We start from the raw sequence: 18,155 nt of genomic DNA on the forward strand, positions 1-18,155 counted from the left end.
AGTTGTGGCGCCATCGTGCCAGCTCGCATCTGACGTGTCTGACTGCTTGTGTCCGCGCTCTCGCAGGCTCGCACCTTGATCTCATCGGCCGCATACTTCACCGTCAGAGCCAGGACCGATTGCTGGTCACCGCGTTGGTAGCGGAGCAGTACCAGGCTCACCGCGCCAGCTGCAATGAGTCGCTCTACCGAAGCCGCGCGCTCCCCGAGCGCATCGTAAATATCAGCCCAGGACCGGACAGGTCTACGAATCCGTCCCAGATCCTCCACCCACGCGAGCTGCCTGTTTGCCCGGCTGAATCCAGGGCGCCCTGCGCGCTTCTTCAAACGGTGCGGGGTATTCCAGATCTCCACAGTGCCGCTCGTGGAGCCGCAGCGGGTGCGCACGACGTGGCCCTCGAGCCGAGCCAGGCTCTCGGCGTCATAGAGCACGAACGTCGTCAGGTCTGCTTCGAGGTACCGCTCAAGATCACAAACGTTGTCTCCCGGCCATCCAGCCGCCGTCTGCTCGAGCCAGCCAGCGATTCGGGACAGCAACGTGTCGGGGGCAGTCCACGGCGCTCTGTCGGCCGGCCATACGTCGTCCCACAAGCACAAGTTGCCGGAGACTCCAGGACGAGCTGCACGGTCGACGTGAAAGGTGACCTCCAGCTGTGCTCCCGTGTCTAGAAGCCGGACCTGCGGTGGATGAAAGGGGAAGCGTTCGTCGACTTCGATCTCCACGCGCGCCCAGGTTTCGGCACCAGCACGGAGCCAAGGAACAGGTCCTCGTAGGCGTACACCATCGTCGGTGAAGCCATGTGCTACCAAGCCCTCGCGGAGCAGGTCAGCGTCCCAGCTATCGGCCCCACTCACGCGTAGCGGTCCTGCCCCGCCGGGACCGCCAGCGCACCCTTGATGACGCTCCTGTTCTTGGTCGTACCGTCCGCGTTGCAGTAGTCGGGCAGTGGAAAGACATCCTCCGGTACCTCGGTGTTCTGGGTCGTACCCAGAAGCCGACGCCACTTCACAGCTGCCACACACCTATCTTCTTCACCAAGTGCTGCCTCGGCGAGATCTGCAGCTCTCGCCATCTGGTCTGCCGCCGCCTCAATCTGCTCTGCTGTGGCCTTCGTCTTGATCGTCTTATCGGACAGCGTGGGATCGACAGGTCCTTCATCCACGTGCTCCGGCAGGATCTCGGCGATCCGTCGCAGGATCCGTGTGAGGTATGCAGCGACCGTCTGCTCGTCCGGCTGCAACTCTTGAAAGGCGTGGTAGGTCAGGACCTCGAAGAAGTAGCCACCCGGTTGGTCATCGACCCAGGTACGGCGCACCTGTCGGACGAGTTTGACGATCCGGACGTAAACACCGCTGTCTTCGTCGTCCTCGTACAGGAGAAACGACTTGTTCGCCGCAGTCGTCAGCTCCGTCATTTTGGTCGGGTTGGTCTCGACCCACCGCGCCAGGCCGTCTTCCTCGATCCGCTGAGGAATTTCCCAGTGATCTCCACACGGTCGTGCGATCACCACGTCCACCGACAAGTCGTAGTTGGGGAAGTCGACCTTGACCGAGCGATGCTGACGCTCCACGTCTCCCGGGAACGCCACGCCAAGAATATCGGCAACATGATCAAGAATTGCCCCTGGCCTGAGGGACCCATCGGCTTTGGTCAGCCGTGCGAATACATCGACGTCCTTCACCCGTTTGATGGAAACGTGCCGTTTGTACGACCCAATGAGCAATGGATCGACTCCGAGGCTACGAAGGCGTTCGTCATCCTCCAGCACTGTCGATACCTGCGCGTGTGCGTCTTGCGCGTGAGCAGCGTCCTCATCCGGCTCGACGGCGCTAAGTGCCTTTCCGAATTGGGTGGGAAGCGCGGCCATCCCTGGTCCTCTCGCCCAATGGTGCGTCACTCTCGGAAGTGGGCTCAGTCGCGAAGCCACACATGCCCACTGCGCCCTAGCTCGGCCCCGTGCCGAACCCGCACCACATCGTTCCCAAGAGGCTACGACTCACCACTGACAATCCCGGCCCGTGACGACCCACCGCCCCGCGGCGCCCAGGCCGACATGCAAGCCGGGCGGAGATCCACCACACCCAACAGCCCATGGGGCACATCACCGCGAGCGAGGCTGACATGAGGAAGTCGGGCCAAGATCAGACCGGCCGTCGACCATCGCGCCTGGTCAGAACCCCACAGCGTGATTGTGGAAGTCACCACCCATACGTCAGCGGTGCCCATATCCACGACCAGGTCGTCTGCGATCTCGTCGGGGTTGGTCACCGGTTCGCCTGGAGCATCACCGTGAGTACCGGCGAGGCCGGCGACGGCTGGCTCCGTCCAATGTCCTCGTACCCCCACGACTTGTAGAGCAGGTGGACCTTTCCGTCGCTGGCGACCGGGTTGACTATGAGGGTGACGTATCGCTCCTCACGGGTGGCGAGGAGTGCGTCATGAATGCGCCGACGGTGCCGGTCTTCCGCCAGGTCGGGCGGACGCCGATCTCCTTCAGGGCCACCGACGGGCGCTCGGTGTACTTCTCCGCCGGCGTCGGGCTGGTGCGCTGCCAGTACCGGTCGCCGTGGTCGATGGTGTTGCCGTAGGCGTAGCCGACCGAATGGCCGTCCGCGTACGCGAGGACGGCTACGAACCCCGCCTCAGTACCGTCGCGGTCCAGGCGTTCGCCGAACGCGGTGACCGCGTAGTTCGGCAAGTGCAGCAGCAGGGCGCGCACCTCGGCGTACACGTCGAGGAGGTCACTGCGGACGGTGTCGAGGGTGGTGAAGGTACGCAGTTCGATGGCAGGCGCCGTGGTTATGCGGCCATCCTCCAGGTGGCAACATCAGCGGACAGGCCCTGACCCCACGTCAGGGTGAGGTCCGGGCCGCCGACCAGGTTTGTATGCCTGAGCCGACGATGTGATAGCTCAACAAGCATCTGGGGGCCGAAAGGTGGGGACGAATACCGTTGCGTTCGGGCATGATGACGCCGCACTCGTCCCTATGCCCATCCGTCCAGCGACACCTGAGGACCACGGGTGAGATACCGGCCGAGAGCGCTCGCGGTGGTGTCCACGAACTCCTCAGGAATGGCCTCGGCATCGACCCAGCAGACTTGTGCGTGCTTACGTGGCTCGCGGTTCTCCGGTTCGCCGGTCCACTCGTGGGCTACGAAAACGACGGTCAGGAAACCGTTCGGGGCCTCGACGCCCCAGGCGCCATGGATGATGTGGGCGACCGTCAGAGCCTCAGGTTTCACGGTCAGGCCGGTCTCCTCATACAGCTCGCGCACCGCAGTCTCGGTGATGGGCTCGCCGGGTTCGCTCTTACCGACGGGAAGATCCCACATCCCCTGAGCGAACTTGGCGTTCTCACTGCGCTGGAGAAGGACGACGCGGTTGGTGGCCTTGTCATGGACGATGACTGCGGCGACCAGCAGGGTCATGGATTCGAGGGCGGGCGGTAGGGCTTTGGGCTGGTCATCGGTTGTCCGCTGAGCCACGGCTGGTGTCCCTTCGTCGGCCGGTTGGTGGGCAGCTTAGGCCAGTGCTTCGCGTGCGCGGCGGGCGAGTTCGGCTGCTCCGGGCACTTTGCGGCGCTGGTAAATGGAGAGGGTGGAGCGGAGTGAGGTGATGGCTTTGCGGGTGCGGTCGGAGGTCATTCCCTCCATGAGGGTCAGGGCCTGGGACCAGGCGGCGACGGCTTCGTCGGCGCGGGCTTGGGCGGCGAGGCTGTCGCCGAGGTCGGCGTAGGTGAGAGCGTGGACGCGCTTGTACTTCTCGGGGTCCCAGCGGATCAGCGCGTCTCGGTGCTGCTGTTCGGTGCCGATGTGGTCGGCGAGGTCGGTAAGGGTGCGGGCGGTGTGGCTGGCGACGGTGCCGGCGGCGGGGCCACTGACCCGGGAGTAGCTGGGCTGAGGAACGTCGTCGCGCAGGAGAGCGTCTTCGGCGGCGAGCAGGGCGCGGGCCGCTGCGGGCCTCTCACCGACGGCGGCGTAGGAGCGGGCGTGGGTGATGTGCAGGAGCGCCTCGGTCTGGCCGTCGACGTACCCGAGACCACGGACGAGCGCGCCTTCAACGAGATCGACGCAGTGGTGGGGCTGTTTGAGGCTAAGGGCCTGGTGGGCGAGGGCGCGCATCATCCAAGCGGCGTGGCCGTGCGGGTCGGCTTCCCAGGCGAGCTGGTAGCCGACCTGGTAGTAGCGCTGGGCGGCGCCCTCCTGGCCGAGGTCGTGGTGCTTCCACCCTGCCAGGTAGGCGAGTTCGGCCACGGCGCCGAAGGCTGCCCGCCGTAAGACTTCGCTCGGGAAACGTCCACGGAGCATGGGGGCGGCGGTGTCGGCGAGGTACGCGGTGACCGTGGTCAGGCCATGCCCACCGCCGAGGCGTTCGTCGGCCGCGCTGAAGGCAGCGGTGATCTGCCGTACGACGTCCACGTCCTCCGCTCCGACCACGGACGTGCCAGTGCGGGCACGGAGCATGCGAGCAGTGGCCTCATGGTCGTGAGCCAGCGGCATCGCGACGCCAGCGGTGGTGAAGGCGGCCACCGCGAGGAAGCGGCGGCGCTCAACGTCCGCCCGGCCGAGGTCAGTTGCGGCAAGAACAGGATCCCCTTCGGCTGACCCCTCGCCATCAGGTGCGCGTAGACCGATCTCGGTCCGGGTGATGATGCGGCCCGTGCGGCGGGAGAGGGCTTCGGCGAGGTACTGGCCGGTCCGGCCGGTGGGCTGGCGGGTGCCGTTGGCCCAGTGGGAGACGGCCGACTTGTTGGTCTGGAGGATCTCGCCGTTCTCGGCCGCGATGCGCCGGACGTCTCTCGCCAGGGCCTCGTAGGTGCAGCCGGTCGCGGAAATGGTGTCGCGCAGGCGGGAGTTGGGGTCTCTCGGCGCTGCCACGCTCGCCTCCCGTCCGGGGCTGTAAACCGCGTATACCGCTTCAACTGCCTCTCACCGTACCCACTGTGCGTGACGGAGGGTTCACTAATCATCAGCCGCCCGGCCCCGGTCCGACACCGAGACCAGGCTCCCCCTTCGGCCGGGCGGCCCCCGAAGTTCCGTACGCCTACACCGGGTTCGGGCATTCCTGTGCCCGGACCCGGCCGATCAGAGACGGAGACACGGTGACCACCATCGACACCACAGCTACGACGGACACGACGGCCATCACGGTCGTACTGCCCGAGGCGTTCGACGAGCGTTGGAGCCGCCTGCCCGGCATCCAGATCGACGGCCGGCGCATCACCATCGACCCGGCCGAGTACTTCTTCCGCTTCGAGTCCAGCACGTGGCTCGTCGCCGACTGGGAGCTGGTCAAGTCCCAGCTCCTGAACGTGGAGGAGACGACCGAGAGCGCGGTCGAGCAGCTCGCGCTGGAGTTCATCAAGACCCACGCCAAGTCCACCTCGGACGCCTCCATGGTGCTCGCCACCGCCTACGAGGTGTACGCGTACCTCTTCCGCGACGAGCACCTCGCCGGCCTCGGCCTGCCGCAGTTCACCGCCGACCACCTGCGGACGCTGCGCGAGGCGGCCACGCTGATGGCGCTCAACAAGGTCGAGTTGGACGGACACATCTCCAACGTCGGCCCGTGCTGGTTCTTCCCCGCCGCCACCTCCGTCGTCTTCGACCTGGACGACGAGACGGGCGGCATGCTCGACGAGGTCTACCACGGCGGCTGGTTCAACGAGCACCGCCGCATCGAGGCCATCAAGGCCCACGCCGCCCTCGGCGGACGGCTCGTGCACGGCTGCCAGTCCGTGCCGGACCAGAGCGGTGGCGTCGTGGCGCCCTACGGTGCCTCGATGACCGCCTTCCGCGACGACCTCGCGGCCTTCAAGTCCGGCTGGATCGAGCAGGTCTACGCCCACCGCGTGGACCCGGCCGCGTAGCACCACCATCTTGGCTCCGGGGCGGGTCGGCACCTCTCGCCCGCCCCGGACGCCACCAACCCCCTGGAGCCCCCACGTGACCGCGAACCCCACCACCGAACTCCTCGACAACCTGCTCACCCTGGCGAGCCGCACCACCGCCGTTCGCGAGGAGGTGCGCGTGTGGTCCATGTCCGGCGTCGAGCGCCTGACCTTCCCCGACGACACCACCGCCATCTTCAAGTACGCCAAGAGGCCGTTCGACAGCGAGGACCAGGCCCTCCGGCTGGCCCACACCCTCGGTGTCCCGGTGCCCACCGTTCACGCCTCCGCGGTGCTGGACGGCTGGCTCGGCATGCTGCTGGAAGACCTCGGCGCTCCGATTCGCGAGGCCGACGACCTCGACGGCGCAGCCGCAGCCGTCGTCCTGCACGGCACCCGCACCGCCTCCGCCCTGCCCGTCCTGGACCAGGAACGGCTGCGCACCCTGCCGACCCGAGCCCTGGAGCATCTCGGCCAACTCCGCAAAGCCGACCGGTGGCAGGACACGGACGGCGTCGAAGACGCGCTCGACCGGATCGCCCAGGCAGCCGAGACCCGCTCGGCCGGTACGACGGTGGCGCCGTTCGGCTGGGTGCACTCCGAGTTCCACCCCACCAGCCTCCACATCGGCCGGCACGGCTGGCGGCTGCTGGACTTCGCCCGCGCCTTCACCGGCCCCGGCCTCCTGGACCTCGCCAGTTGGCACGGCACCCTCGACACCCCCGATCCCGTGCGCCTGCGGGTCTTCCTGGACACCTACGTCACCGAAGGCGGCACCCCCGATGCTCTCGCCGAACGCGGCGGACTGCCCGCCGAGCAGTGGGCACTGGGCTGGCACCGCATGTGGGCCGTCGAGTGGTTCATGGAGCAGTCCATCCGCTGGATCAACGACCCGGCCAGCGACCCCGCGTACATCAAGGCCGTACGCCGTCACCTCACCGATGTCCTGCACCTCTTGGAGGTCTAGGTGCTCGCCGCCCAGGCTTCCCCTTGGTACGTCCACGCGTTGCAACGCACCACGGCTGCTCCCGCCGAACCGCTGGCCGTGCCCGCCCGGATGGAATGGACCACCCGGCCCGGCAGCGGGCCCGGCGCCGAAATCCTCGGCCCGGACCTGCGCCACAAGCGACTGCTCGAACTCGGCTGCGGCCCCGGCCACAACGCTGCCCACCTCGCCACCCGCTACGGCGCCCACGTCACCGGCGTCGACCTCGTCGGCCTCCAGGTCCGCCGAGCCCGCTCGCACTACGGTCGACTGAACAACCTCACCTTCGTCGCCGGCCACGCCCTGCACTACCTGCAAGCCACAGACGAGCAGTTCGACGCCGTCTACTCAGTCTTCGGCGCCATCGGTCTCGTTGCCCCCGAGCTTCTGCTCCCGGCCATCGCCCAGCACCTCAAACCCCGGCGCACTCTCGCCTTCTCGGTCCCCCACCCCCAACGCGGCGGCCTACGCCCCGCCACCGACGACCGGCCCCGCCGCGACTACGTCACCCTCCCCGACCGCAGCCAACTGCCCATCGCCCGCTGGGACTTCGACACCAACCGCTGGGAGAAACACCTCGACCGCGCCGGGCTCTGGCTCACCTCGGCCGAGGAGTTCCATGACGCGCGCCACGGTGGCCGCTGGCCCACCACTCTCCTCATCACCGCGCGCAAGCTCTGACCCCCAACCCGGCTCCCCTGGGAGAAACCGATGCGCCCGCCCTACCTCCTGCTCGACGTCGACGGCGTCCTCATACCTTTTCCGGACGCCGAAGAGGCCAGTCCGGCAACCCACAACCGGCACGATGTCGTGCCCGCTGACCGAAGCGCCGACGACCCGGTCACCATCTGGCTCAACCCTGCGCACGGCCCCTTGCTCATGCAGGTGATCCGGACCGGCCTGGTCACCCCCGTCTGGTGCACCAGCTGGCGCCACGATGCCAGCACTCTGATCGGACCGCTCCTCGGCCTCCCACCCCTGCCGTTCGTCGACCTCCCACGCCCGCAGATCACCACCAGCCACCCCAACGGGTATCTGTGGAAACGCGATCACGTCGACACCTGGCTCGGCGACGCGCCAGTTATCTGGATCGACGACGACTTCACCAGCCGCGACCACGAATGGGCGGCGGAACGCAGCACCCGCGGCCAGGCGACCACCCTGGTTCAGCCTGACCCCCACGTCGGACTCCTGGCCGAGCACCTGGTCGAAGTCCTGGCGTGGGCAGCGCTGTTGCCCGTCACACGGGCCGGTGTTCCAGACGCTTCAGCCAGGGCCGCATAACAGCGATAAGGCTGCAGGAAGCGCCTGGCCGGCCAAGAGGCAAGCACCGACACCCTCCTGAGTAGAAAGCGGCGATGGCTGCCGGGTCCTCGCCGCCCAGAGTCGGGGCCGTCCAAGGCGCTTTGGTCGGCGGCCTGTTGGAGGAGCTGCTGGGGGCCACGGCCGCCGCTGCGCGCCGCCCGCTAACATCTCTCCGCATGACGAGGCGGGGGTGGCGACTGGGTGTCGTGGCGGTGCTGGCGGCGATCTGCGTCTCCGGTCCCGAGCGCCCGGACGTCATCCGCACGGCGTCGGACCTCGGCCCCCTGCCGGCCGACCGCTACGACTACACGCCGCAGGACTACCAACGATCGCAGCGGGCATCAGCGTTGCTGGTCCGGCAGTGCATGGCGGAGCGCGGCCACCCGGACTTCCCGCTCGACCCCCGCTACCCCAGCGACCCCGTCGTCGCCATCGCGGTCAGCACCGACTACGGCGCCCTGGATCTCGCCGCCGCCCGCCGCTGGGGCTACGGCTGGGACCCGGCCAAGCCCCTGGCCCTCCCGCCGAAGGGCCGCCGTATGACCAATGCCGAGTACGCGGACTTCCCCGCCTGCAACGCTGAGGCGAGCCGGCTGCTGCTGCGCGGCATCGACCTCAAGCGCGATTGGCTCTACGCAAGTACACGGGCGATCGAGGTCGACAAGGCGGTCAAGCGCGATCCGCGCCTCCGTGCAGCTTGGGACGTGTGGTCCCGCTGTGTCGCAGAACAAGGATTCACGCGCTATCCCGACCCCGTCGCGGCGTACACGGACACCGCCTGGCAGCGGGGCAGTGACGGCAACACCCGGCATACGCAACGGGAGCGGGCCACCGCCGTCGCGGACGTCACCTGCAAGCAACGCCACCACACGGCCGAGCTCTGGCACGCTGCACGGGCACAGCAGCAGGCACTGGACATCGCACAGCACCGCGACCGCTACACCGCCGGGCTGCAGGCGCTGCGGACATACCGGGCTACCATCGCCGAGGTGCTACGAAAGCTCGGCTAACGGGGCGCCGACCCATCACTGCGAGTCCCGCCAGAGCCGAAGTTGCCCAGCCGACTGACCTTGCGCCCGCGTATTCCGTCACCCGAGCACCCCATTTCGCCGGTTCCCCCAACCGGGGCGCGGGTGACTCCCGGTCTCGTGTACAGCACCTAGCCGCAAGGGTGCGCGACTCCCCGGCTCACGCCGAAACGGCATCGCTACTCACGTATATAGCCACGGGGACAAGCCGCAAGACGCGCTCGTGCCCTCGCCACCACGAAAGGCGAGGGCGCTATCTCGGCTTGGCAGTGCTGGCTCGGCAAACGAAGCATTTCCCGCCTACCGGCGCTGTTGATGCCGCTGTTCAGCAGTCGTCACCGCTACCGGTGAGGGCTGGGGCCCCCGGCTCTGCTGGACAGGCGTCGAGCTTGCAATGGTCGAGCGTCGGCGGGCGGCCTCGGCACGGCGGTTGGGTGCCGGGTTTCGGCCGGTGTGCTGGATGCGGGTGATGAGCACGCGGGCGGGTTGGCGAGCAGTGTCCAACTCGCGCTGAGCAGCGGCCTCCTTGAGGAGCTGATGGGGTTGGTGGCCGCGGGCTTCGGCGTCGGCGAGGACGGTGGCGAGTGCTGGCCAGGCCGGATCGGAGAGGATCCGCTCGGCGTGGTCGGGGACAGCTGCTCGCACATCGCTGACCAGAACGCGACGCGCCTCCTCCCTTGGCGGTCGGGCTGCGAGTTCGGCGAGCGTCGGAGCTAGCGCACGGTCGGCGGCTGTCTGGAGGTGCTGGACGGCCTGGCGGGCGGCGTCGGTCTGCTGAGCGTGGTTCTGCGCTTCGTGCCAGCGCCCGGCGATAACCGCGGCCCAGACCAGGGCTGCGATCAAGGCAGCCAGCGCGCTGCCGTCGGGGCCGGTGGCGGTGTGGACGATGTCACGTGCCGCACTGCGCAAGGTGTGCGCGGCACGGTCTTCCGCCCAGACCTGAGACCGCTGGGCTCGGGCGAACGCCCTTGAGGCGGCTTGGAGTTGTGGACGCAGGTTGTCGGGGGCCTTCTGGGCGGTGGCTTCGATGAGCTCACCGAGGGCCGTGATGTGGGCTTGGGCGTGGGAGTCGTCAGTGAGATCGGTGTGGAAGGTGTCTACGGCGTCTGTGGCTTGTTGCCAGGAGGTGCTGGGGCGGTTGCGGCGGGCGGTGGGGTGCTCCTCCGGCACGGCGTTTTCCAGGCGGGCCTGGAGCTTGGGCAGGGTGAGGTCGGTGGCGATCCTCTTGCCCGAGTGGAAGATCTGTTCGCCCTTTCCGTTGATGTCTCCGGGGCGGCCAGCGGCGTAGCCGAGGAGATCCCCCGACGGGCCGCGCCTGGCCTTGATCAGGATGCCGTCGGCTTCGAGGTAGGCGAGCAGTTCCTCGGCGCTCTTGGCGTGAGGGATGGCGGCACGGATTCGGTCTTCGAGCCACGCGGGACTGGTCTGCTCCCAGCCGAGCCGTTTGGCCTTGTGCATCTCGGCCTGGGTGGGTCGACGGATGCCGGTGCGGTCACCCTTCTTCAACTGGCGTAGCCCGTAGTCCTTTTCGATCTCGCGGCATGCGTCGCCGACGCGGAGGCCGCTGTCGTGGAGTTTGGGGCGGCGGCCGTCTTCGCGGACGGTGGTGGCGAGGATGTGGATGTGGTCGTCCGCGTGGCGTACGGCGATCCAGCGGCAGGCCAAGTCGTCACCGGCGGGTGCGATGCCGGCCGCCTCGACGATGCGCTGGGCGATCTCGCCCCACTCGGCGTCGGAGAGATAGCGGTCTTCGGGGGCGGCGCGGACGGGGCAGTGCCAGACGTGGTCGGTGACCTTCTTGCCGAACTCGCTGTTGCGCAGACGGACGGGCTCGTCGAGATGGCGGGCCAATTCAGTGAGGGTGGCGTTCTCGTCGCGGCCGGGGTCGGGCATGCCAAGCATCGCGAACCCCGCCACGATGTGCGGATCGAGGTGTTCGTCCTGGCGGCCGGGGCCGTAGAGGTAGGCGAGCAGGCCCCGGGTGTTGGAACCGGCCGGTTTGATGGCGGCGATCACGCGGACGCCTCCGTCTCAGGGTCGACGGGCTGGCGCAGGGCTTCGGCGATCAGCTCCAGTAGGTCGTGGAGTTCGGTGAGGCGCCGGCGGATGTCGGGTGGGGTGTGGTCGCTGTTGAGGGCACGGGCGATCTGGTTGACGTTGACGCCGATCCGGTTGAGTTCGCGCAGGACCTGGGCGCGGAAGATGTGCGTACGGCGGCGGTCCTCGGACAGGGGCAGGTTGGCGGTGAACCTGCCGGTGATGAAGGCGAGGACGATGTCGGCGGCGAATCCGGAGTCGCCTTTGTAGCCGTGCTCGACAGCTGCCTCCTGGAGCTGGGTGTGCTCGTTGCCGGTGAAGCGCAGGGGGCCGACGCGGACGACGCGCTTGGTGCCGGTGAAGCGGCGGATCATGGGCTGCACGCTCTGCACAGCGGGCTCGCCGGCGGCGGTCTCGGCGGAGCGGGCGGGATGGAGTACTTCACGCTGGACGGCGTGGAGCGTGTCCGAGTCGGGGCCGCCCTCAGCCTCGAACTCTTGGTCCGGCGTCCCCTGGTGCTGGGCCGTCTCCGCCACCCCCGGGGCGGAGACCCCCGAAGTCCGGCCATGAGTCGGACTCGGGGTACTACTGGCTCCGCCAGGGGCAGCCCGTCCGAACGCGCGGCGCAAACGCCCCATCAGCGTAGGTGACTTCCTCAACGGCAGCGGCTCGTCACGAGCGTCCTCGGGGTGGTGCGGGTCGTGCGTCATGAACGGTTCTCCGGCGAAGGGCGCTAGGGCAGGCAGGTGGTCGGGAAGGTCCGGTGGAGCACGGGTGGCCACCGCCCCGTCCACAGGTGTGGATGAGCAAGGACGCGTGGGGCGGTGACCCGCAGGCCGGGTGACCGGAAAGGGATCAGGTCACCCGGTAGAGGTTCCGGTCAGCCGCTGGCCGGACCGGTGTCGGAGGCGGCTTCGGGCTGGGCCCGGAGGGTGTCCATCACCTCGGTCAGCCGTTTACTGCCGATCGTCAGCCCCTTGTCCTCAACTGCCGTTCGGACAACGGCTCGGGTGAGCTTGCCCTGCTCAGCGGCAGCAGCCCGTCCGATCTCCACGAGTACGTCGAGCGGGGCTCCGGGTGGACGGCCACCGCGCGGCTTGCTCTCCGCAGTATCGGAAAGTGGTTCCGACGACTGGACGGATCCGGCGGCCGATAGCTCAGTGGCCTGGACGGGATCGCGCGGTAGCTCGGCAGGCTGGACGCGCTCGACCGGAGTCTCAGCAGGCTGCGCGACCGCGACGGACGACGGCTCGACGGGCTGGACGGATGTGGTGAGCGCTGGTTCCGACACCTGGATGGAGACCGGGTCCGAGTGGTCGCCAGGCTGCTCGACGAGTTGGTGGATCTGCCGCATCAGTACGCCGAAGGCCACCATCGCGGCGGCCGGTGGCACTGCGGCGACCACGTAGTCGAGGCGCGGGACCATGCCGACGTTGCCCGTGCCGCTGACCCCGGCGACGTTCAGCGCGATGGAGCCGACCGACCCGATGGCGGTCACGGCGATGGCCCAGCCGTCGGTGAACCGGCGCAGGCCCGCGCGGAGCATGAGCAGTTCGCCCGCGACGATGAACGCGTCCAGTGTGGCGGGCCACGCCCAGCGGCGAACCGGTGACGCTCCCAGCCCGTGCTGGCCGGCGACGTCGGCCAAGTGCGCGTACGAGAGCCAGAACGCTCCGGCGGTCAGGGCAACAATGACGATGCCGGCCGCGCCGAGCACGTATCGCTCGGCATCGTGCTTGGTCATCGTCAACCGCCCTTTGCTCGACCGGTCGCCCGGCGGCTGGTGAAGTGGTGGATGGGCGAGGGGCAGGGGGGTCAAGCGAGGCACTCCTGGGGTAGCGGTGTGGTGCGTCTTGGGCGTCTTGGCCGTTGCAAGCGCAGGTCAGGGCAGGTACGGCAGTGGCTTCGGTCTTCCGTCCCGGCGGGTGCCGTCGGCGTCTTCAGCCCTGCGGCAAGGGAGGGTCAGGCAGTTCGTCGTGCTTGAACCCCGGCTCGGGTGGCCCTGTCGAGCCAGGACGGCGCCGGTGCGTCTCCCGTCTCGACGGGCAGGGCCGTGACCAGCGCTGATACGGCAAGGACGCCTAAGACGTCGTAAGACGGATCTGGGCAGCGTCTTGGGCGGGCAACGCGCTGGTCGTGATCACGTTGCCGTCTTGACCCCGACTGCCGTCTCGGCCGCAGGCCGTTTGACCTGCGAGATCACGGCAGGGACGGCACGGACGGCAACCAGCGGCGTCGGGGCTCAGCCGTCGCTCCGACGAGCAGGTTGGGCGTTCCCTGAGGGAACAGGGTGGACGGTGGGGCAGTACCGCCGCCAGGCGTCGAGGAACTTGTTGCGCATGTAGCCCTTGCGCTGGGTTCCGTCGGCCATCCGGACGTTGCCCGGCCTGATGTCGAAGTCCCGCAGCATCCTGCCCAGTTCGCGGGCGGTCAGCCCGCCGCGTCCCCACTCCGCCCAGGGAGCCTCGGGGTCCTGGCGCAGCTGATGGAGGAGTTCCTCGGTGGACAGGCTGTCCACCTCACGCTGAGCGGCGAAGACCCGGCGGATGTCGGCAAGGATCCGCGCGCCGCTGGGGTGGTCCTCCTCGGCCGCCGCTTCGGCGGCGACCATCCGTGCGCACGCCACACGGGCCCGGCGCGGCCAGGAGCCACCGGCCAGGTCGGCGACGATCACCAGGGGCTCCCAGGTGTCGGCGGCGCGGTCCTCGACCGGCATGTCCGGCTCCTGGTTCGCGGCCTCGTCCAGCAGGGGCCTGGCCCACGCGTGGATGCGGTCGCGCAGATCGTGCAGGGCCGGGATGTCGCGGCGGGAGCGGAAGGGCCTGACCTTCTCCCCTTCGGCCCGGCGGCGCATCCGGATCACCACCGCCCGGTCCATGACCGTGTCCGGCAGGTCGCCGATCCCTGCGATGGCCGCCATGGCGAAGGTGGCGAACTTGTGCGGGGTGTGGTCGTTGCCGACCACCCGGGTGACGTAACGGCCCCGCTGGTGACCGGCGTTCAGCAGGCCGCGCGTCTCCTCGTTCCGCTCCGCCTGCTTGGGCGTGCCGAAGATGGTGTCCGCCTCGTCCACCAGGAGTGTCGGTGGCTCCCCCTCATCAATGGAGCGGAAGATTGCCGCAGGCGTGGTGTTGATGGTGAGCATCGGCTCGTGGACCGTCTCGGTAAGCACGTCCAGCAATCGCGACTTGCCGCACCGCTTCGCGGGACCCACCACTGCCAGGCGCGGGGCGTGCTGCCACGCGGGCTGCAGATGCGTCGCCGCCACCCACAAGGTGATCGCGTCCAGTGCCTCCGGCGAGGGCGCGATCACGAACTGGGCGATCTGCGACCGCAGTTCGTCCAGCAGCTTCGAGCCGTGGGTCGGCTCCGCATCGGGTATCGCCTCCAGCCCGTTCGACGCATCCGCCTCATCGGCGCTACGGGCGGTCGCATTGCCCCCGTGACCCGGATCGACGTCGCCGGCCTGCGCGGCGCGGAGGTGGGCGCCGGGCCGGCCGGGTACGGCGGTCGTGGGCCAGCTCGCCTTTGCGGGGGCGGAATAGGGCTCGGGGTTCTCGGGTTGCACTCGGCAGCTCCTCGTCTGGCGGTAGCGGACGTGTATGTCCGTGCCGCCGGGTCGGTTCGCAGTGGATTGCTGGGGAGCTTTGGGGCCTCCGGCGTTGCACCGCCGGGGGCTCTCCCTCTTCTCGCAGGCATTCGGGTACCGCGAGGGACCACGGACAGTACGGTCACGCCTGTCCACAGTCCAGCGTTTCTGTGTCAGCTCAGCGCAGAAACGACTGCTACGCACCCGCCCCCTCATGCGGCCAGCCCCAAGAGGGCCAGGAGATCTGCGGTCACCACCCGATAGGCGTTGCCCAGCCTCAGCACCTTGCACGGGTACAGGCCCCGCTTCGCCAACTCGTATCCCTTGCTCCGCCCGAGCCCCAATGCCCGGTTGCCCGTCTCCAGGTCAACAGCAGCGGGAAGCTCCAGCAGCTCCTCGCGGCTCATGCCCTTCACCCGGTCGGCGGGTTCGTTCGCACGCATACGCGCTCCATCCATGGCTGAGCCCTCGGCGAACACGGCAATCGCGCTCGTCTCCAGGCCATGGAAACAACGCTAAGCGAGCTAATGTGTCTTCATGACACAACGCCGTTCCGACCATGGATACGAGAAGGACGACGAGAACGACGTCCTCGAATGGGAGGACCACGTCATGGCCACCGTGGCCGGCGAGGTCCGCAGACGACGGAAGGAGTTGGGGTGGAGCGCACAGGATGTGGCCGACAGGTGCGAGGAGATCGGCTATCCGATCCCCCGCAACGTGATCGCCAACATGGAGTCCGGCCGCCGCGCCGTCCTGCCGCTGGTCGAGATCATGGTGCTCGCGAAGGCTCTGCGCGTGTCCCCGATCAGCCTGATCTACCCCGTCGGCTACGTCACCGAAGTCCGCGAACTCCCCTACCAGGACCCGCAACCGACCTGGGACGCGCTGCAGTGGTTCGTCGGCAACTCATCTGCCGAAGACGCCACCGACTACATGCTCGACCACTTCCTGGCCCACGACCTCGAACTCCGCTCGGCCCTGGCCGCCGTGGAAAGCGAGGACTACGAGCTCTGGAAGGTGAAGACCGCCGCCAACCGCGTCCAACGAGAAGCAGCCGAGCGCGCTTTGGCCCGCTACACCGACCAGGCCACAAGGGCCAAGCACGAGTTGCGCCGGCACCGCGACGCCATCCGCGAAGGCGGCGGCATCCCACCCCGTCTGCCCTCGCCGCTCGCCGACCTCGACCCACCCGAACCTGACACCGGCACCACCGAGGAGAACGATCTTTGAAGGGCTCCACCTACCGCCGCTGCTCCTGCCGCGACCCCAAGACCGGCAAGGAACTCGGCACGTCCTGCCCCAAGCGCAACGGCAAGAACCACTGCACCTACTCCATACGCCAGGAGCTGTCGCCGCGTACGGACGGCAGCCGCAGGTCCTTCGCCCGTGGCGGCTACGACAGTCGCAAGGCCGCCCAGGCCGGCCTCGACCACGTCCGCGCCCTCTTGGGCCTGGCTGAGTTCGACGACCCCGAAGGCACGGAACTGATTTCCGCCATGCTGGCGGAAGTCAGCAGCGAGAAGACTCCCCTGCCCGACGTGGAGGAGACCCGGCGTCGCCTCAACGCCGGCCAGGACCTCGTCGGCAGCCTCACCGTGAGCGAGTGGCTGGACCGGTGGCTCGCGGGCAAGCGCATCCGGAAGTCGGGCGTCAGCCGCTACGAGACCGACGTCCGCGTCCACCTCAAGCCCCACATCGGCGACCGGCGCCTCGACCGACTGCGCGTCAGCCACCTCAGCGAGATGTTCACCGCCATCACCGACGCCAACGCCGAGATCCTGGAGCAGAACGCCCAACGGCGTGCGGCGGTAGAGGAGTTGGCGTCCGTGCCGTGGAAGGGCCTGGGGAACCGGGCGCGCCGCAAGGCCATGAAGACGGCCATCGACGCGATGCCGCCTTTCCGCCGCATCACGGGCCCCTCGACGCGCCAGCACGTCAAGGCCACGCTCCGCGCCGCCCTGAACGAGGCGATCGGCCAACAGATCATCACGTTCAACCCGGCGGCCCATGTCGAGATCGACCCCGTCCGCAAGCCGAAGGCCCTGGTGTGGACGGACGAGCGGGTCGCCCGGTGGCAGCAGACAGGCGAGAAGCCCTCCTCCGTCATGGTCTGGACGCCGGAACAGACCGGCGCCTTCCTCGACTTCGTCGCCGCGGACCGGCTGTACGCCATGTGGCACCTGATCGCCTTCCGCGGCCTGCGTCGCGGCGAGGCGTGCGGCCAGCCCTGGTCGGAGACCAACCTCGACCGGCACTCCCTCACCGTCACCGGCCAACTCGTCCAGGACGGATGGGACGTCGAGGCGTCCGAACCGAAGACCGACAGCGGCTTCCGTGTCGTGGCCCTGGACGACGACACCGTCAGCGTCCTGGAGCGGCACCGCAAGCAGCAGGAGGCTGACCGCGAGGCATGGGGACCGGCCTGGGTCGACACCGGTCTCGTCTTCACCCAGGAAGACGGCTCCTGGCTGCACCCCGGCAAAGTGACCGACCTCTTCGAACGGCTCGTCGCCGCCTCCGGTCTCCCGCCGATCCGGCTGCACGACCTGCGCCACGGCGCGGCCACGCTCATGCTCGCCGCCGGCATCGACGTGAAGATCGTGTCGGACACCCTCGGGCACAGCGACACCCGCATCACGCGGGACATCTACCAGAGCGTTCTCCCCCACGTCGGCAAGAGCTCCGCCGAAGCCACCGCCAAGCTGGTCCCACTCCAGCGCAAGTCCGAGGCGGAGAAGGCGGCCCGCAAAGCCGCGAAGGCCGCCCAGAAGGCCATGGAGAAGGCGAAAGCCCAGGCCAAGGCGAAGAAGAACAGGGCGCGGAAGAAGCCCAAGAAGTAGGGCACCGAGCCGCTCCGCTCACGCATCGCTCACGCAAGCCGTCCCACGGCACCCCAGCCGTGTGACCCGTCATGCCCCGAGCAACACAAAAGGCCAGGTCACGGGCGATGTGACCTGGCCTTCAAAGGAGCCCCCTGTCGGATTCGAACCGACGACCTACGTGGGCCGCTCTCCGATTCCGGCCACGTTTTAGCCGTAATCGGAGAGCGAGGACCCTTCAGCTCATTCGTATACGCGAGCCGCCATAACCATGGCCGCCAGGAGGTTCCAGTCGGGCTGGTCGGGAATCCGCTCACCGCGGTTCTTATACCAGCCAGGCATGTCCACCACCCAGGCAGACCACGCTTCGAGGAACCTTTCGAGCGTACCGTTCTCCCAATCCTGAGGCCGATTCTGGAGATCAGCCAAAACATCGGTGAGGAATCGGGCGAAGTCATCGCGTGTTCTCACTAGGTCTGCTTTTTCATGCAAGCCCAT

At 68.3% G+C, this 18,155-nt stretch carries 17 protein-coding genes and 1 pseudogene; 7 read left to right on the plus strand and 11 right to left on the minus strand.

What is annotated here, in order from left to right; all coding sequences use genetic code 11:
- The 5 genes and pseudogenes from SPR02S_RS63660 to SPR02S_RS49895 form a co-directional block, all read right to left on the minus strand.
- On the minus strand, positions 1 to 722 hold a 722-nt coding region (locus tag SPR02S_RS63660), incomplete at its 3' end, for a hypothetical protein (protein WP_158698002.1).
- Between the two features lie 128 nt (positions 723 to 850).
- Positions 851 to 1,867: a nucleotidyltransferase domain-containing protein gene (locus SPR02S_RS49880; RefSeq protein WP_026151626.1), complete on the minus strand. Its 1,017-nt coding sequence runs from the start codon at positions 1,865 to 1,867 to the stop codon at positions 851 to 853.
- Between the two features lie 397 nt (positions 1,868 to 2,264).
- Positions 2,265 to 2,803: pseudogene (locus SPR02S_RS58215) on the minus strand (GNAT family N-acetyltransferase).
- A gap of 182 nt (positions 2,804 to 2,985) precedes the next feature.
- Entirely contained in the window at positions 2,986 to 3,486 is a 501-nt protein-coding gene (locus tag SPR02S_RS49890; RefSeq protein WP_043259048.1) for an NUDIX domain-containing protein, read from the minus strand.
- Positions 3,487 to 3,522: 36 nt separating this feature from the next.
- The gene (locus tag SPR02S_RS49895) at positions 3,523 to 4,878 is read right to left on the minus strand and encodes an NsdA family TPR-like regulatory protein (RefSeq protein WP_019064578.1); all 1,356 of its coding nucleotides are present in this window, start codon (positions 4,876 to 4,878) and stop codon (positions 3,523 to 3,525) included.
- 224 nt (positions 4,879 to 5,102) lie between these two features.
- On the opposite strand from SPR02S_RS49895, the gene SPR02S_RS49900 reads away from it, so the two are divergent.
- The 5 genes from SPR02S_RS49900 (at position 5,103) to SPR02S_RS49920 (ending at position 9,191) form a co-directional block, all read left to right on the plus strand.
- A complete protein-coding gene (locus tag SPR02S_RS49900; RefSeq protein ID WP_019064579.1) occupies positions 5,103 to 5,870 on the plus strand; it encodes a hypothetical protein in 768 nt (255 codons plus the stop codon).
- A 76-nt stretch (positions 5,871 to 5,946) separates the two neighbouring features.
- On the plus strand, positions 5,947 to 6,858 hold the full coding sequence (locus SPR02S_RS49905; protein ID WP_019064580.1) for a phosphotransferase family protein: 912 nt from the start codon (positions 5,947 to 5,949) through the stop codon (positions 6,856 to 6,858).
- Complete coding sequence (locus SPR02S_RS49910; RefSeq protein WP_019064581.1) at positions 6,859 to 7,557, plus strand: class I SAM-dependent methyltransferase; 699 nt, start codon at positions 6,859 to 6,861, stop codon at positions 7,555 to 7,557.
- Positions 7,558 to 7,587: 30 nt separating this feature from the next.
- Complete coding sequence (locus SPR02S_RS49915) at positions 7,588 to 8,160, plus strand: HAD domain-containing protein (RefSeq protein ID WP_019064582.1); 573 nt, start codon at positions 7,588 to 7,590, stop codon at positions 8,158 to 8,160.
- 197 nt (positions 8,161 to 8,357) lie between these two features.
- The gene (locus tag SPR02S_RS49920) at positions 8,358 to 9,191 is read left to right on the plus strand and encodes a hypothetical protein (RefSeq protein WP_245607766.1); all 834 of its coding nucleotides are present in this window, start codon (positions 8,358 to 8,360) and stop codon (positions 9,189 to 9,191) included.
- 318 nt (positions 9,192 to 9,509) lie between these two features.
- Here the strand turns inward: SPR02S_RS49920 and SPR02S_RS49925 are convergent, their stop codons facing one another.
- The 5 genes from SPR02S_RS49925 to SPR02S_RS49945 all read right to left on the minus strand — a co-directional run bounded on the left by SPR02S_RS49925 (position 9,510) and on the right by SPR02S_RS49945 (position 15,278).
- Entirely contained in the window at positions 9,510 to 11,225 is a 1,716-nt protein-coding gene (locus SPR02S_RS49925) for a relaxase/mobilization nuclease domain-containing protein (RefSeq protein WP_019064584.1), read from the minus strand.
- On the minus strand, positions 11,222 to 11,782 hold the full coding sequence (locus SPR02S_RS49930; RefSeq protein WP_019064585.1) for a MobC family plasmid mobilization relaxosome protein: 561 nt from the start codon (positions 11,780 to 11,782) through the stop codon (positions 11,222 to 11,224). Before SPR02S_RS49930 ends, SPR02S_RS49925 begins: the two co-directional genes overlap by 4 nt.
- Before the next feature lie 344 nt (positions 11,783 to 12,126).
- Positions 12,127 to 12,990 carry a DUF2637 domain-containing protein gene (locus tag SPR02S_RS49935; protein ID WP_019064586.1) on the minus strand — a complete coding sequence of 288 codons (864 nt, stop codon included), beginning with the start codon at positions 12,988 to 12,990 and terminating at the stop codon, positions 12,127 to 12,129.
- A 498-nt stretch (positions 12,991 to 13,488) separates the two neighbouring features.
- Positions 13,489 to 14,814, minus strand: a complete 1,326-nt coding sequence (locus SPR02S_RS49940; protein WP_019064587.1) for a DUF3631 domain-containing protein — start codon at positions 14,812 to 14,814, stop codon at positions 13,489 to 13,491.
- A gap of 233 nt (positions 14,815 to 15,047) precedes the next feature.
- Positions 15,048 to 15,278: a hypothetical protein gene (locus SPR02S_RS49945; protein WP_019064588.1), complete on the minus strand. Its 231-nt coding sequence runs from the start codon at positions 15,276 to 15,278 to the stop codon at positions 15,048 to 15,050.
- 94 nt (positions 15,279 to 15,372) lie between these two features.
- On the opposite strand from SPR02S_RS49945, the gene SPR02S_RS49950 reads away from it, so the two are divergent.
- Both SPR02S_RS49950 and SPR02S_RS49955 read left to right on the plus strand, forming a co-directional pair.
- A complete protein-coding gene (locus SPR02S_RS49950) occupies positions 15,373 to 16,068 on the plus strand; it encodes a helix-turn-helix domain-containing protein (protein WP_019064589.1) in 696 nt (231 codons plus the stop codon).
- Complete coding sequence (locus SPR02S_RS49955; RefSeq protein WP_019064590.1) at positions 16,065 to 17,678, plus strand: tyrosine-type recombinase/integrase; 1,614 nt, start codon at positions 16,065 to 16,067, stop codon at positions 17,676 to 17,678. The genes SPR02S_RS49950 and SPR02S_RS49955 overlap by 4 nt, the downstream gene beginning before the upstream one ends.
- 222 nt (positions 17,679 to 17,900) lie before the next feature.
- Here the strand turns inward: SPR02S_RS49955 and SPR02S_RS49960 are convergent, their stop codons facing one another.
- A complete protein-coding gene (locus tag SPR02S_RS49960; protein WP_026151629.1) occupies positions 17,901 to 18,155 on the minus strand; it encodes a DUF7660 family protein in 255 nt (84 codons plus the stop codon).

Origin of the sequence: Streptomyces prunicolor NBRC 13075, assembly GCF_000367365.1 — a bacterium.
GTDB lineage: Bacteria > Actinomycetota > Actinomycetes > Streptomycetales > Streptomycetaceae > Streptomyces > Streptomyces prunicolor.